The following is a 15276-nucleotide window of genomic DNA, read 5'->3' as shown; positions in this document are numbered from 1 at the left end:
GGTACTATATTTCCGCTGCTAGCCATGCGGCTTGATTTATTGCTCTTTTAGCATCAAGTTCCGCCGCAACATCGGCACCACCGATGACATGTATCGGCCTGTTATAGCCTGCGGCGGTTAGCTCGTTTAATAGCTGTTTATTCGGTGTTTGCCCGGCGCACAAAACTATATGGTCAACTTCAAGTACTTGTTGCTTGTCATCAATACTTATATGCAAACCTTGATCGTCAATTTTCAGATATTTTACATTGTTAAGGCTGCTTACGCCTTTGTGTTTGAGGCTAGCTCTATGGATCCAGCCAGTTGTTTTGCCGAGGTTTTTACCTACTTTAGTAGCCTTTCGTTGTAACAAAAACACCTGCCTTGGACTTGCTGAAGGTTGTGCCGGTACTATGCCACCAGAGTGGCCATTGGTAAGATCGATGCCCCATTCTTTAGTAAATAAATCTTTATTGAGAGTCGGCGACTCGCCTTGATGACAAAGGTATTCTGCAACATCGAATCCAATACCGCCGGCTCCAATTAGTGCGACACGTTTACCTATTATTGTCGATTTATTCAATACATCTACGTAGCTAACAACTTTACTATGATTAACACCCTCAATATTTGGCGTACGTGGTACGATTCCTGTTGCAATAACCACTTCATCAAAATTTTGTAGATTTTCAGGTGTCGCTTCAAAGCCAAGCTTCATTTGTATATCGTATTTGTTAAGCTGCTTAGCAAAGTATCGTAAGGTCTCATTAAATTCTTCCTTACCTGGAATTTGCCTTGCAAGGTTAAATTGTCCGCCTAAAACCGGGCTCTTATCAAATAAAGTGATGACGTGTCCACGCTTTGCTGCGTATGTGGCAAATGCCATCCCGGCAGGGCCAGCACCAACTACAGCGATGTTTTTAGGCGTTGTTACCGATAGAAAATTTAATAATGTTTCATTTGCCGCACGCGGGTTGACCAAACAAGAAGAAATTTTATTATCAAAGGTATGATCTAAACAGGCTTGGTTACAGCCTATGCAGGTATTAATTTCGTCACTACGAAGTTCTGCGGCTTTATTAACAAATTCGGCATCGGCTAAAAATGGTCGAGCCATTGAGACCATATCGCCACAGCCGCTCTGTAAAAGTTGCTCGGCAACTTCTGGGGTATTAATACGATTACTGGTAATGACCGGAATAGAAACTTGCTGTTTCACTTGCTTCGAAACTTCGCCAAACAGCGCTCGAGGAACCGATGTGGCAATTGTAGGTACTCGCGCTTCATGCCAACCTATTCCAGAGTTAATGATTGTTGCGCCGGCCAACTCAACCTGTTTCGCCAATGCGATAACTTCGTCTTGTGAACTGCCTCCTTCAACTAAATCTAACATCGAAAGACGATAGATTAAGATAAATTCTTCACCTACTTCAGCACGAATTCTTTCGATAATTTGAAGCGGAAAACGAATACGGTTTTCAAAACTACCACCCCATTTGTCGCTACGCTTATTGGTTCGACTGACGATAAATTGATTGATCAAATAACCTTCAGAACCCATTATTTCAACGCCGTCATAACCCGCCTGTTTGGCAAGTTTAGCGCAGCGAACAAAATCGCTAATTTGTTGCTCTATTTCTGCTTCGGTTAACTCTTTTGGCATAAAGGGGTTAATTGGTGCTTGCACAGCGCTTGGCGCAACTAAAGCGGGGTTATAAGCATAACGCCCTGCATGTAGAATTTGCATACAAATTTTACCGCCATAGCGATGCACCCTAGAGGTAATTACTTTATGCTGCTGCGCGTCTTCATCACTAACCATTAAAGCAGCACCTTTTGCAACTGCGCCTTCGGCATTTGGGCCAATACCACCGGTAACGATAAGGCCGACTCCACCTTCTACTCGCTCTTGGTAAAAAGCTGCCATTCGTTCAAAGCCATTTTCAGTTTCTTCTAAGTTGGTGTGCATAGATCCCATAAGCGTTCTATTTTTTAGAACGGTGAAACCTAGGTCGAGCGGAGACAATAGTGTCGAAAATGACATAGTTAACCTTAATGAGCATAATAAGTAACACCACTATAGAATATTTTTAAGTAAAAAAAAATACTCTAAGGTCAAATTAATGGTTTTGTTTAAAATAGAATATGCTTTTGTTTAGATTAGAAAGTCGTTGTTTGCCATTTACGGTTTCTAAAATAGCGCACCATAAATACCGCTTTAATAAGAAAATCAACGGCGGTTAAGATAAATAAAGATAAAAATGACAGCTGTAGATAAATAAACACAAAAGGCAAAATTATTCGTACTAGTAGTAGTGTTATTAAAGATACTTTAAGAGGATAGGTAGTATCACCAGCACCCCGAATGGCACCGCCAATGGTAAAGTCTGTGGCTATTAATGGCATCGAAAATGCGATAATGACAAGAAATAAGGCGGTATGGCTCTGCACTATCTCTTCAGTGGTCAACATGGCTGCGATTTGATGATTAAAGATAAAAAATATCAAGCCAAAAAATGTCATAAATGCCACACAAATTCGCCATGCTGCCCAACCTTGTTGATAAGCTTTCTCAGGTTCTTTACGACCTAAATATTGACCAACAACAACAGCACCTGACATAGAAAATGCCAGTGAAGTGATCAATAACAGTGTTAGAACATTCAAGCCAAGTCCATAAGCGGCTAGCACTTCAACGCCGTAGCTAGCGACGGCGATGGTAAAGACTAAAAAACCAATTTGAATGATGGTTTGTTCTACAGCACTTGGCATGCCAATGCGCAGCAATACTTGAGTCTTTTTACGATATGAACTTTGCTCAGGAAATGGAAGGATTAAACGATTTTTGTGCCACATACAGATATAGAAGAGCAACGATATGATTGAGCCTAAAACACCACCAATAATTAACCCTTCAACACCTAAGTTTGGTGCACCAAAGCTACCAGTACTAAAAGCATAGCAACCGAAGGCATTACCAAAACTACTCATTATCGCTAACAGTAAAGGGTGCATAGCATCACCACTGGCGCGCAATGAACCGGCAATAATAATGTTTAATGAGTAAATTGGGCTAAAGAGACAAATCCATTTAATAAATGAAATTGCCATTTGCTCGGTTTTTTCATCCATACCGAACCAATGAGTAAAGTGCTCAGCGTAAATAAAACATAAGGTCGCCAACAGCAGCGAAATAATAAAACTGATTAACATTGCACTTTGAAAAGCTTGACCTGCTTTGTGTTGCTCGTTGGCACCGAAATGTCGGGCAATAATCGCTGAGGCACCTGCAGATAAACCAAATAGAGCTGATTGAAGTAAAAAGAAAATCCTCTGACTGACCGTCATCGCAGCGGTAGCATCGCTACCATATTTGGTCGACATAACAATTTGAATAAAGCCGACCGAGGCAAGCAGCAAATTGGCTATCGTTGTAGGCCAGGCTAGACTCCAAATTGATGGCGGCAGTTTAGAGCCTGTGGTTTTCGTATTCATTAAAATGAGGCCAATTGTTGGTCACTTATTTGTTGCCAAAAATCCAACGATTCTTTATCTGCTTGTGCTGTCCAATTGTGTTCATGATCAAAGTATAAGAACTGATATTCACTGTCTGGATGATATTTAGGCCAGTCAACTGTATTGGTCGCGGGCGTTGAATAATGAGCGAAATTGGCCCAGCAGGATTGCATTTGATTTGATAATTCAATTACTCGTGGCGAATTACCATGGAAATTTTCAATAACATTGCCGAAAACAAAACCAATATCGGTGACATGAGTACAACCAAGCTTTTTAATCACAGTTTTACGACCCAGCTTATATCTAAAGGCTGTTCCGCCCGCGAGAGCGTGATTATTTAACAGTCTATGACAGGGTTGAGTAAACCAATATTCAGTAAAGGCCTCATTTAGCCTCGTTTGTGGTGATTTATGCTGATGGCGTTGGGCTAATTGCTTATCGATAAGAGATAAACAAGGTTTTACTAAATCACTATCCATTAGATAGGACAATGCCTTATTTAATGCATCATTAGATTGGGTGTTTTGATTTAGCATTGCAGCAAATAACGTCCACTCATCGGTATTCGAACCTGATAATATACTGATGTTTTTTGCACTACCTTGTTCGATTGCAACATGGGGTTCTAACGGCAATAAATCACCGTCAATCACCGGGGTAAAAGGCAAAATTCCAAATTTTTGATAGATCTCAGCACGACCTAAGAAGTGTTGTTGTATACGCAGTAAGTCGTCTATTGAAGCGTTACTCAGATCGGTAACAGCGAAACCTAATTCAGTTGCGCTGTTGATAAATTCTTTGGCGACCTCATTAGCTTTATCGATAGAAGAGTAGGTATGAGCAGCACCGCTTTCTAAAATAGCTTTATGAATTAACCCTTTGGTATATGGTGAAGCTAATAAGCATGCAATACTCATTGCGCCAGCAGATTCACCAAAAACGGTTACATTGTTTTTATCCCCACCAAAATGAGAGATGTTTTGTTGTACCCATTTTAAGGCCGTAATTTGGTCTGTTAATCCTTCATTACCAGTAGACGGTATTGCACCATCGCTGATATCACAAAGGCGGAGAAAGCCGAGAGCCCCAAGTCGATAATTAATACTAACAACAATTACATTTGCACTTTCAGCTAAGTGTTCGCCGTTATATAAAGCCATCGACCCACTGCCAATTTGAAAGCCACCGCCATGAATCCAAACCATTACCGGTAGCTTTTCATTTTCATGGTTCAATTCATTAGGAATATAAATATTTAGGCTAAGGCAATCTTCACTTTGTTGAAATTGATCTTCCTTGGCGATTAACAATGAATTATTTTCTTGGCTTTGCATCGCAATTGCGCCAAATGATGTCGCGTGTTCTTGTGTAAATGGTTTTAGCTTAGAAGGTTGCCAACGTTTAGTGTGCTCTACAGAGCATCCATAGTTGATGCCGAGAAACTTTAAGGTATTGTTTTTTAATCCTTTAATGTTGTGGTGGGGCAGTTTTAGATAACTATATTCAGGCATTGGACTTTGCTGTTTTGAATGACAGGTATGTAAACCTACCATTAGTTAAAATTGGATTCAATTCATTATTTTTAGAGTTAAAGCTCTTTTAATTATGTCATTTTTTTGTTAAAAAATTCTTGTAAGTAGCATTTACATACTGTAAGTTCAAATTAGGTTTTTGATGTAAATTAGCAATAATTTGCATCTCCAATTATCTTGATTGAGAAGTTAAATGCTTAAATTAACGTTTTTAACAAAGGTGTCTTATGGCATCGGCCAGATGTCACAGGGCGTCAAAGATACTGCGTTCCAGTCCTTTGTCGTATTCTACTTTAGCCAAGTGTTAGGCATGCCTGCTGTCATGGCCGGATTTGCTGCGTTAATTGCGTTAATTGTCGATGCTGTCACCGATCCGTTAATGGGTGATATTTCCGATAATTGGCAATCAAAATGGGGTCGTAGACATCCATTTATGATTGCCGCAGTTATTCCTTTTCCATTAGCTCTGTATATGCTTTTCTCGCCGCCAGAAGGATTAAATCAAGATAGCTTGTTTTTATGGTTATTAGGCTGGTCTATCGTGGTTCGAGTGATGCTGACATTATTTAACGTGCCTCACAATGCGCTGGGAGCAGAGCTTAGTAGTGATTATCAAGAGCGAACTAAAATTGTTAGTTATCGAACCTTCTTAGGATATGTCGGCGGTATTGCGCTTTCCGTTATTGCCCTTAATACCTTCTTTAAGGTATCGGAACAAAATCCGTATGGCATGCTCAATCCTGCTGGTTATTCAGATCTTGGCTTACTCGCCGCGGTTATTGCTTTTGTTGCCATGATTATATGTATAGTTGGTACTAAAAATGTCATTCCATTTTTACCTAAACCAGCTAAAAGTGAGAAGAAAGTAGACTTTAAGCGAAGCTTTAAAGCTTTTTTCGAAGCATTAAAATTAGCGCCTTTCAGAGCTGTTTTTACTGTCCAAGTATTAAGTATGATTGCTGGCGGTGCTGGTACAACATTTCTCCTCTATACCGGTAGTTACTTCTTCGCATTATCAACGGCGGAAATTTCAGTGCTTACCTTAACGATTGTCGTCGGTCTAATTCCGGCAACGATAATTGCCCCTGTATTATCGAAAAAAATCGACAAAATGCCAAGTTTAGTATGGTGTTTACTACTTGCTACATTAGTTAGTTTTAGCCCAATCATTCTGCGTTTATTCAATATCATGCCAGAAAATGGTTCAGCACTAATTATGCCAATATTGTTTTCGACTTATGTTGTTGGATACAGCCTATTTATTGCCGGTGGCATTGTTATCGGCTCGATGTTAGCAGACGTTGCTGATTTGCATGAAACCAACACAGGTAAGCGTCAAGAAGGTCTTTTCTTTGCCGCAAATTCATTTGCACAAAAAGCAGCTTATGGTGTCGGCGCATTAATAGCTGGCATTGGCTTGGACGTTATCGCTTTTCCAAAGCAAGTCGCTCCATCGATGGTAAGTGCTGATGATCTTTTTAATTTAGGTCTAATTGCTGGTCCATTGCCAATGGCAATTTACTTAATCGCAGTATTCTTTGCCACTAAATATGATTTAAACAAAGACAAGCATACACAGATATGTGCTGTGTTAAGTGAACAAAGAGCTAAATAAATTTAAAGCCAATTTAAACAACTAAAAATAACGTCAAACTAAAACAAAATAATAAAAATAGAACAACAGGAAATATGGGAATAAACATGAGAGAAAATAAAACTAATGCATTAAGGTTTAAACTGTCGCCTTTGGCCTGCGCTATGATCGTTACTGGATTCAGCAGCGCTGCTTATGCGCAACAAGAATCTGTAGAACAAGCAGACGCTGGCATAGAGGTTATTGAAGTCACGTCAACTAAACGTTCAACAACGCTAATGGAAACAGGTCAAGCCGTTAGTGCTTTCAATTCTGATGCGATGGAAGACTTAGGTATCGATGATGCGCAAGGGTTAGTGCAATACTCACCTTCTTTAGTTATCACCTCGAACCGAGTATCTATTCGTGGTGTAGGTCGTCCAACAACTTCTCTTGGTTCAGATCCTGGTGTTGGTATTTATACTGATGGTGTTTATAACACTGAAAATGGTGTATTTAGCTACTGTAATTTCTGTGATGTTGATCGCATTGAGGTACTTCGTGGTCCTCAAGGCACGCTATATGGTCGTAATGCTGTTGGTGGTGCAATTAACTTTATTAGTACAGCACCACAAAAAGACTTTGGCGGCTATATTAATTTAGAAGCTGGTAACGATGGTTACTTGTTAACTCAAGGTCAAGTGACTGGTGGCTTAGGTGATATTTTTTCCGCTATTGTTACTGTCTCTAAAAAAGAACGTGATGCCCTACAAGAAAATTTAGCCGAAGGTGTTGCTGATTTAGATAATGAAGATCGCACCTACTACTCTGCAACGTTGCAAGCAGACTGGAGTGAAAACTGGACCAGTTCATTACGTTACATCAATACTGATCGCAGTGAAAACCCTTCACCGGGATACTTAACAGACGAATACCCTACAGACTATATTAATATCGGTCTTGCTAACTTGCCTGGTATGTACCCTAATTCGGTTGCCTTAAACCATTTATCTGGCTATACCTTAGAAAACCCAGCAGTTGCCGATGAAAGTAAAACAAATGTCGATACTGCGGGTCACTTAAGCTCAGAAACCGAACGTTTTATTTTTACTAATACCATCTCTTTTGGTGATATCGATGTGAAATACATATACGGTAATTACACTCTAGATTACGATTCATTAGCTGATGGTGATGTTTCTAATGCTGCTTATGGTGGCATAGACTTGTCAATGATGTTGGCGGAAACAACGGGTGCATTTATTCCTGGTGGACCGTTCTATTTACCAAACCCTGCAACAGGCGCACCAATCACGCTGGCGTCAGATATGACGACAAGTATTATGCAAGAAGTTGATACCAATTCACATGAACTACAATTCATTTCGAACTTTGATGGAAATCTTAACTTTATCGCCGGTCTTTATTATTACAATAGTGAGGAGAGCCAATACAATGACTTCGTTGAACATGGCTTTGGCTTAATGCAGGGTGATGCTATCCAAGCATACTACGGCGGCGCGATTGATACCGGTATGTTTTTAACCGGAGCCCCTGGTATTGCACCTATGAGTATTTACCAATTTAATGCGGCATTGTTAGGTGGTGCACCATTTAAAGCGGAAGGCGATACGGGTGGTTACTTGTATTCAACTCAAAATGAATTAGAAACAACATCAACGGCAGTATATGGTCAAGTTGAATATCAAATGAATGATGAATTAACGTTGACAGCAGGTTTACGTTATTCAGAAGATGAGAAAGAAGGCTCAGATGATGTATTCACTTACCTTTTTGTGCCACAAAATCAACGTGAAGTTAAAGATGACTGGAGTAAAGTAACTTGGCGCTTACAAGCAGATTGGCAGGTTGACCAAGATACATTGTTTTATGGTTATGTTGCCACGGGTTATCGTTCAGGTGGTTTTAACTTAGGTGCAGCCAACACTGACCAACCTGACTTGGTTGATCCAGAAGAGCTTACAGCGTTTGAAGTAGGTTATAAGAAATCATTATTTGATAATCGTGCGAACCTTTCACTAGCGGCATATTTTTATGATTACACTGACTTACAAGTGCAGTCGGATAAACTTGAAGCAGGTGTTATTACATCATCATTTGATAATGCAGCCGAAGCATCAATAACAGGTCTAGAAGCGGAGTTACAGTTCTTATTAACTGATGATCTAATTATCAATGCTATGTATTCATACAACAAATCTGAATACGATGAATTCACAGCAATCGATTCAATTGCTTGTGCATTTTATGGTGAATGTGAGATCCAAGATTTATCTGGTAATCAGTTAAATATGGCTCCTGAAACTAAAGCCAGCATCGCTGCTACTCAACATTTTGAATTAAATGACATGGGTGCTATCGCATTAACTGCAAGCTACTCATATGTTGGTGAGCAATATTCTCGCGAATTTAATCGTGATGATTTTGACAAAGTTGACAGTTATGACAGCATTGATGCACGTTTAGCTTGGACTTCACCGGAGGAAGCGTTTGTGGTTGCTGCGTTTGTTAAAAATGCGGCTGATGAGCGTAATGTTCTTCGTTACAGTTCGCCATCTACGCAAACTCGTATGCAAGCTTCTGAATTGTCAGATCCGATTACTTACGGTGTGCAATTGCGTTATAGCTTTTACTAAGTAAAAACTTTAAAGCCCCATAACAATTGTTGTGGGGCTTTAATTTTAGGAGACATGCTTTACCATGAAACAAATTGAACAGGTGTTACAAGAGTGCAATTGGTTTCAAGGCATACCTGATGCGGGTATTGATGAGTTAGCAAAAGCTGCTCGTATCAAATGCTATCAAGATCGCACTTATCTCTATCGATTAGAAGATACATCAAACTATGTCTATTGCGTTTTATCCGGCTTTGTAAGGATAAAAATTAGTAGCATTCAGGGGCAAGAATTTGCGATTACTGAATTTTCCACCAACTCTTGGTTAGGCGAATTCTCCCTTACAAATAAGCCAGTGCGAATGTTTGAAGCACAAGCACTAGAAGATACTAGATTACTCGAACTGCCAAAACACGCAGTGCAGGCTATCGCTGAACAATACCCTATCGTTTATAAAAATCTGTTTTTAGCTCAATCCGATCGAACCCAAAAAATGTGTGAGTTATTAGCTGGTATGCTTTTTTATCCGTTAGCCGCTCGAGTTGCTGGTCGATTATTGTGGTTTGCGCAGAACTATGGAGAAGCAAATGAACAGGGCACTTTAATTAACAAAAAAATGAGCCAACAAGAAATCGCGGATTTAACGTTAGGTTCCCGTCAAAGAGTAAATAAAATTTTAAAGTCGTTAGAGTCTGATCAGATTTTAACGATAAAAGGACAGCGATATTTAGTTAAAGATATGGCTGCACTAAAAGAGCATACGCGCTTAGACGCTGAATAAGATTGCTCTTTAGAGTTGTTTGTCACCTTGGTGACAAGTGACTTTTTTACTGTATTGTAGACTTCCAAGAAGTATTAAATTTTAAACATTAGTAGCAAATCAAGCCTTGATGTTTAAAGAGTGAAAATAGGTAGATTATGAATTCAAGCAAACAGCATTTTGACGTTTTGATCGTCGGCGCAGGTATTTCCGGAATAGGCTCAGCATACCACTTGCAAGAACAGCACCCTGATAAAAGTTTCTGCATATTAGATGGTATGGAGAGCTTTGGCGGTACCTGGCTAACCCATAAATATCCAGGTATCCGTTCAGATAGTGATTTATTTACCTTTGGATATCGTTTTAAACCATGGACAGGCAAACCAATAGCAAGCGGCGAAGAAATTCTCAATTATATGAATGAAGTGATTGAGGAAAACAATTTAGATCAGCATATTCGATACAACCACCATGTATTAACCGCAAACTGGTGCAATAAAAGTCAATTATGGACAGTCACAGCACTAAAAAAAGATAGTCAACAATCCTTCACTTTTACGGCAAATTTCCTGTGGATGTGTCAAGGCTATTACAAACATGAAAAAGGCTATACACCGAAATGGGATGGCATGGATGAATTCGCTGGAGACCTGGTTCATCCGCAAAATTGGCCTGAAGATTTAGACTATGCAAATAAGAAAGTAGTGATTATTGGTTCTGGCGCTACCGCCGCAACCTTAGCACCTAAAATTGCCGAGCAGGGTGAGCATGTCACTGTATTGCAACGCTCGCCTACCTATTTCTTTCCGCGTAAAAACGAAAACCCGCTTGTTGATCAATTACGTGCACTAAATATAGATGAATCTTGGGTTCATGAAATAGCTCGTCAGCAAGTTTTGCAAGAACAAGCTGGTTTTATTAAATTATCGCAAGATTATCCTGTTGAGGTAAAAAAAGGTCTTATCGAAGGCGTACAAGCTCATTTACCGCCAGGTTTTGATGTAGAAAAGCATTTTACGCCAAAATATAACCCTTGGCGTCAACGCATTGCTGTTGTACCTGACGGCGATATATTTACCGGTATTCGATCAGGTAAAGCGAGCATTAAAACCGATGAAATCGAATGTTTCAACAAGCAAGGTATTTTACTTAAGTCTGGAGAGCAACTGGAGGCGGATATTATTATTTCGGCGACTGGTTTTAATTTGTCGGTATTAGGTGGCGTTGAGTTTTCAGTCGACCAACAATCAGTAAACTTTGCTGAAAAAGTTGGTTATCGTGGAATGATGTTCACCGACATTCCTAACATGGCTTGGGTGATGGGATATTTTCGCGCTAGTTGGACGTTACGAGTTGATTTAATAGGTGACTTCATTTGTAGGTTATTAAAACATATGGATGACAACCAGGTTAAGCAAGTCACTATGACCCTGCGTGAAGAAGATAAAGACATGGAATTGCTACCATGGATTGATAGTGAAGAATTTAATCCAGGATATATGATGCGTTCAATGCACTTACTGCCTAAACGAGGCAATAAAGCGGAATGGCAACATACTCAAGACTATTGGTCAGAAAAAGAGTTACTACCTAAGGTAGACCTGACCGATGACTTATTTGTGTATAGATAATCCATCATGCAGCCTTTTATTTTTGAAACGACTAAATCAATCGTCAGTGAAATTGGCGCAGTTAAACGTATTGTTGAATTTTGTGCCAAATTAAATATTACTAAACCATTGATTGTAACGGATCAAGGCATTGTTAATTGTGGTTTATTGTCGGCGATTAAAGAACCATTATTAGCCGCGAAAATTGATGGTTTCTATTTTGACCAAGTTATCGCCGATCCACCTGAGCCCTTAGTGAGCGAGGCAGTAGGTTTTGCCAAGCAACACGCTATTGATGGTGTTATTGGTTTTGGTGGCGGCAGCTCACTTGATACTGCTAAGCTGGTTTCTTTGCTCGCCAATAGCGACGAATTAATCGCCGATATTTATGGTATTGACAACATTACTGGTCAGCGACTGCCACTGATCTTGGTTCCTACTACGGCGGGTACAGGATCAGAAGTTACACCTATATCGATTGTTACCACCGGCGAAACAACAAAGGCGGGTGTTGTTTCAAATGTATTGTTGCCGGATGTAGCACTACTTGATGCGGAGCTTACCGTGGGTTTGCCAGGGCAAGTTACCGCTGCAACAGGTATCGATGCAATGGTGCATGCAATAGAAGCATATACCAGTGCGATTAAGAAAAATCCGTATTCTGATCTGCTCGCTAAACAAGCGTTAGAACTGTTAGCAAACAACATAGTAGAAGCCACCTTTAATGGTAAAAATCTACATGCTAGACAGGCTATGTTATTAGGCGCTTGCCTAGCGGGTCAGGCGTTTGCAAATGCACCTGTTGCTGCGGTCCATGCGCTGGCTTATCCCCTTGGCGGGCATTTTCATATACCTCATGGTCTAAGTAACTCATTAGTATTGCCACATGTTATGGCGTTTAACTTAAGTCAGGCGAGTGAGCAATATGCGCAATTGGCTCCACATATCAATAGTGATATCAATTTAGCACAAAGTCAGCAAGCAATAGCATCTGATCTAATCGACTATATTCGCCAATTAATTAAGCAACTCAAACTACCAACAAGTTTGGCCGAACTAGAGATAACAGAACAAGATATCGAAACGCTCACAGGGGATGCATTGTTGCAGACAAGATTGTTGGTAAATAACCCTAAATTATTAGACGCTACAGATATCGAAAATATTTATCTAGAAGCACTGCGCGGATTTTAACAACGAGCATTAATGATGAAAAATAATGAACATAACTCAAGCCAGAACTTAAGCCAGAACTCGGCTGAAAACACCTTGACCGATACTAGCAAAGAAGCTTATACGTACTTTTTTCCAATCACTACTCGCTGGATGGATAATGATATATTTGGCCATGTAAATAACGTTAATTACTATTCGTATTTTGACACGGTAGTGAACCAATTCTTAATTGAAAACGCAGGATTTGAACCGACTAAGAGTGAAGAAATTGGCTTCATTGTTTCTTCACAATGCCAGTATCTGCACTCAATCGCTTATCCTGACAAACTTATCGGTGCTTTCAGGGTCAATAAGATCGGCAATAGCTCGGTTGAGTATGGCGTCGCTATATTTAAAAAGAACAGCGATTCTGCTGCTGCGACAGGTCAACTAACCCACGTTTTTGTCAATAGACAAACAGAAAAACCGACCCCAATTAACAGCTCAATGCGAACCGCGATGCAACACGCAATGCTGGATGCATAGCAGTAAACTAATTCATTAAGATGATCACGAACATATGGTAGAAATAAACACAATAGAAACAACGGTTAATGTCAATGATGTCGATATAGCCTATCAACTTCATGGCAATGCTAATAACCCGACAATTATGTTGATTCATGGTTTGGGTGCGCCTTTATCTGCTTGGCCGAAAGCATTTGTTGAACAGTTAGTGTTACAAGGCTTTCAGGTGTTATTGCTTGATAATCGAGATGTTGGAAAGTCAGCTCAACTTGAACACCTAAAGATGCCCAATTTACCTTGGTTAATGCTTAAGTTAAAACTTGGTTTAGCTATCAATGTGCCTTATAAACTGGAAGATATGATGAATGATACTGTGGCTTTACTCGATCATTTACAAATCGACAAAGTACATCTAGTTGGCGCATCGATGGGCGGAATGATTGCTCAATTAATTACCATCAATTATCCCCATCGAGTTCATACGCTTACCTCGATGATGTCGACAACAGGTAATAAAAAATTGCCGAAAATGACCGACGCGGTAAAGCAAAATTTTGCAGAGAAACCTGCATCATATAGTGCCCAAGACATACTAAAATTCAATATTAAAAAATGGCAAGTGATTGGTAGCCCAGGTTATCCTAGCGATGCTGAATCCCTGACTGAATTTGTTATTGGCTTACTTGAGCGCGGGATGACAGCCAAAGGTACATTGCGTCAAATGTTAGCAGTAATGGCGACTAAAAATAGAGAAAAAGATTTAGCTAAAATAGCAACGCCAACATTAGTTTTACACGGCGATGACGACCCACTAATACGAGTTGAATGTGGCATCGCCACAGCCTCTGTCATCCCCAGTGCCCGATTAAAAACCTATCCAGGAATGGGTCATGACTGCCCAATTGAATTAATCCCAAGCTTTGTCGAAGAAATCATTTCGCACACTAACACGGTCGCCAGCCAAACTTCGTCTGATACCAAGGAAATAACCTCATGAACCAATATCAAAACTCAGTCGCGGTAATCACTGGCGCTGCCTCAGGAATAGGTCTAGCACTAGCGATAAATTTGGCTGAAAAAGGCTGTCATTTGGCACTTGCGGATAGAGATATCGAAGGACTTTCACAAGTAAAAGAACAGGTTGAGTCACTTGGTGTGCGCTGTGTTATAGAGCAGCTAGATGTGGCCGATAACAACGCCTTTATCAAGTTTGCCACGAAAGTTGATGAAGAATATTCGCAGGTTAACTTCTTGTTCAATAATGCAGGTGTCAGTTTAATTGACTCAGTCGAGAATCAATCGTTAGAAGACTTTCATTGGTTAATGAATATCAATTTTTGGGGTGTGGTTCACGGCAGTAACGCGTTCTTACCTTATATGAAAAAAGCAGAATTTTCTCATATTGTAAATGTTTCAAGCTTGTTCGGGTTATTATCATTGCCTTTAACAAGTGCTTACAATGCTTCAAAGTTTGCGGTAAAAGGTTTTACCGAATCTTTGAAAATGGAAATGGCTGGTACTCGGGTATCGGTTCATTGTGTGCACCCAGGTGGCATTAAAACCAATATTACCAATAACGCTAAAGTTACCACCAACACGATTTCAAAAAGCGAATTACTTGCTGGCTTTAATAAACAAGCAAAAACTACCGCCGAGCAAGCAGCCGCTGCTATATTACAGGGCATCGAAAAGAACCGTAGACGCATTTTAGTTGGTGGTGATGCTAAGTTATTGGATAAAATAGTTCGTTGGTTTCCTGCAACGTATGAGAAGATCCTCGGCTTTGAAAAAGGCGTCGTTGCTAAACGCAAGCAATCTAATGAAAAAGCTTAATGCTGAAGGAAAATGTTCGAGTGCAAATGTTTAACTGCTAATGTTTAACTTCTAGAGTTTAATTACTACAAGTTAAACATAAAGCATGTTACTCAAATATATCTGGCTGCTCTTTGCCAGTCACACTAAATAACGGCAGAAAACTGACAGA

Annotated in this window: 11 protein-coding genes; 8 read left to right on the top strand and 3 right to left on the bottom strand. The window is 39.9% G+C overall.

Going from position 1 to position 15276, the window contains the following annotated elements:
- Window positions 1–4 precede the first annotated feature (4 nt).
- The 3 genes from LT090_RS15790 to LT090_RS15780 all read right to left on the bottom strand — a co-directional run bounded on the left by LT090_RS15790 (window position 5) and on the right by LT090_RS15780 (window position 5009).
- A complete protein-coding gene (locus LT090_RS15790) occupies window positions 5–2023 on the bottom strand; it encodes an oxidoreductase (RefSeq protein WP_068544494.1) in 2019 nt (672 codons plus the stop codon).
- A gap of 116 nt (window positions 2024–2139) precedes the next feature.
- Complete coding sequence (locus LT090_RS15785) at window positions 2140–3474, bottom strand: MATE family efflux transporter (RefSeq protein WP_068544493.1); 1335 nt, start codon at window positions 3472–3474, stop codon at window positions 2140–2142.
- Window positions 3474–5009: a carboxylesterase/lipase family protein gene (locus LT090_RS15780; protein ID WP_082897020.1), complete on the bottom strand. Its 1536-nt coding sequence runs from the start codon at window positions 5007–5009 to the stop codon at window positions 3474–3476. Before LT090_RS15780 ends, LT090_RS15785 begins: the two co-directional genes overlap by 1 nt.
- 214 nt (window positions 5010–5223) lie before the next feature.
- Between LT090_RS15780 and LT090_RS15775 the strand changes: the two genes are divergently transcribed.
- From LT090_RS15775 to LT090_RS15740, 8 genes are all read left to right on the top strand, one after another.
- Window positions 5224–6645 (top strand): MFS transporter, encoded by a 1422-nt coding sequence (locus LT090_RS15775; RefSeq protein ID WP_082897019.1) that lies wholly within the window; start codon window positions 5224–5226, stop codon window positions 6643–6645.
- 86 nt (window positions 6646–6731) lie between these two features.
- Window positions 6732–9260, top strand: a complete 2529-nt coding sequence (locus tag LT090_RS15770; protein ID WP_193408709.1) for a TonB-dependent receptor — start codon at window positions 6732–6734, stop codon at window positions 9258–9260.
- 64 nt (window positions 9261–9324) lie between these two features.
- Window positions 9325–10020: a Crp/Fnr family transcriptional regulator gene (locus tag LT090_RS15765; RefSeq protein WP_068544491.1), complete on the top strand. Its 696-nt coding sequence runs from the start codon at window positions 9325–9327 to the stop codon at window positions 10018–10020.
- Window positions 10021–10157: 137 nt separating this feature from the next.
- Entirely contained in the window at window positions 10158–11630 is a 1473-nt protein-coding gene (locus tag LT090_RS15760) for a flavin-containing monooxygenase (protein ID WP_068544490.1), read from the top strand.
- 6 nt (window positions 11631–11636) lie between these two features.
- The gene (locus LT090_RS15755; protein WP_068544489.1) at window positions 11637–12803 is read left to right on the top strand and encodes an iron-containing alcohol dehydrogenase; all 1167 of its coding nucleotides are present in this window, start codon (window positions 11637–11639) and stop codon (window positions 12801–12803) included.
- Window positions 12804–12815: 12 nt separating this feature from the next.
- Window positions 12816–13310: an acyl-CoA thioesterase gene (locus LT090_RS15750; protein WP_332452272.1), complete on the top strand. Its 495-nt coding sequence runs from the start codon at window positions 12816–12818 to the stop codon at window positions 13308–13310.
- 34 nt (window positions 13311–13344) lie between these two features.
- Window positions 13345–14289, top strand: coding sequence for an alpha/beta fold hydrolase (locus tag LT090_RS15745; protein ID WP_068544488.1), 945 nt, complete (start codon window positions 13345–13347; stop codon window positions 14287–14289).
- On the top strand, window positions 14286–15125 hold the full coding sequence (locus LT090_RS15740) for an SDR family NAD(P)-dependent oxidoreductase (RefSeq protein ID WP_068544487.1): 840 nt from the start codon (window positions 14286–14288) through the stop codon (window positions 15123–15125). Before LT090_RS15745 ends, LT090_RS15740 begins: the two co-directional genes overlap by 4 nt.
- Window positions 15126–15276: the final 151 nt, after the last annotated feature.

The organism is Thalassotalea crassostreae (assembly GCF_001831495.1).
GTDB lineage: Bacteria > Pseudomonadota > Gammaproteobacteria > Enterobacterales > Alteromonadaceae > Thalassotalea_A > Thalassotalea_A crassostreae.
Note: the sequence above shows the minus strand (reverse complement) of the source record. Positions and strands in the feature narration are given on the sequence as shown.

What these genes read in the sequence shown, in the direction of transcription:
- LT090_RS15790 (WP_068544494.1), bottom strand. Translation starts at nt 2,023, where the DNA reads ATGTCATTTTCGACACTATTGTCTCCGCTCGACCTAGGTTTCACCGTT.
- LT090_RS15785 (WP_068544493.1), bottom strand. Translation starts at nt 3,474, where the DNA reads ATGAATACGAAAACCACAGGCTCTAAACTGCCGCCATCAATTTGGAGT.
- LT090_RS15780 (WP_082897020.1), bottom strand. Translation starts at nt 5,009, where the DNA reads ATGCCTGAATATAGTTATCTAAAACTGCCCCACCACAACATTAAAGGA.
- LT090_RS15775 (WP_082897019.1), top strand. Translation starts at nt 5,224, where the DNA reads ATGCTTAAATTAACGTTTTTAACAAAGGTGTCTTATGGCATCGGCCAG.
- LT090_RS15770 (WP_193408709.1), top strand. Translation starts at nt 6,732, where the DNA reads ATGAGAGAAAATAAAACTAATGCATTAAGGTTTAAACTGTCGCCTTTG.
- LT090_RS15765 (WP_068544491.1), top strand. Translation starts at nt 9,325, where the DNA reads ATGAAACAAATTGAACAGGTGTTACAAGAGTGCAATTGGTTTCAAGGC.
- LT090_RS15760 (WP_068544490.1), top strand. Translation starts at nt 10,158, where the DNA reads ATGAATTCAAGCAAACAGCATTTTGACGTTTTGATCGTCGGCGCAGGT.
- LT090_RS15755 (WP_068544489.1), top strand. Translation starts at nt 11,637, where the DNA reads ATGCAGCCTTTTATTTTTGAAACGACTAAATCAATCGTCAGTGAAATT.
- LT090_RS15750 (WP_332452272.1), top strand. Translation starts at nt 12,816, where the DNA reads ATGATGAAAAATAATGAACATAACTCAAGCCAGAACTTAAGCCAGAAC.
- LT090_RS15745 (WP_068544488.1), top strand. Translation starts at nt 13,345, where the DNA reads ATGGTAGAAATAAACACAATAGAAACAACGGTTAATGTCAATGATGTC.
- LT090_RS15740 (WP_068544487.1), top strand. Translation starts at nt 14,286, where the DNA reads ATGAACCAATATCAAAACTCAGTCGCGGTAATCACTGGCGCTGCCTCA.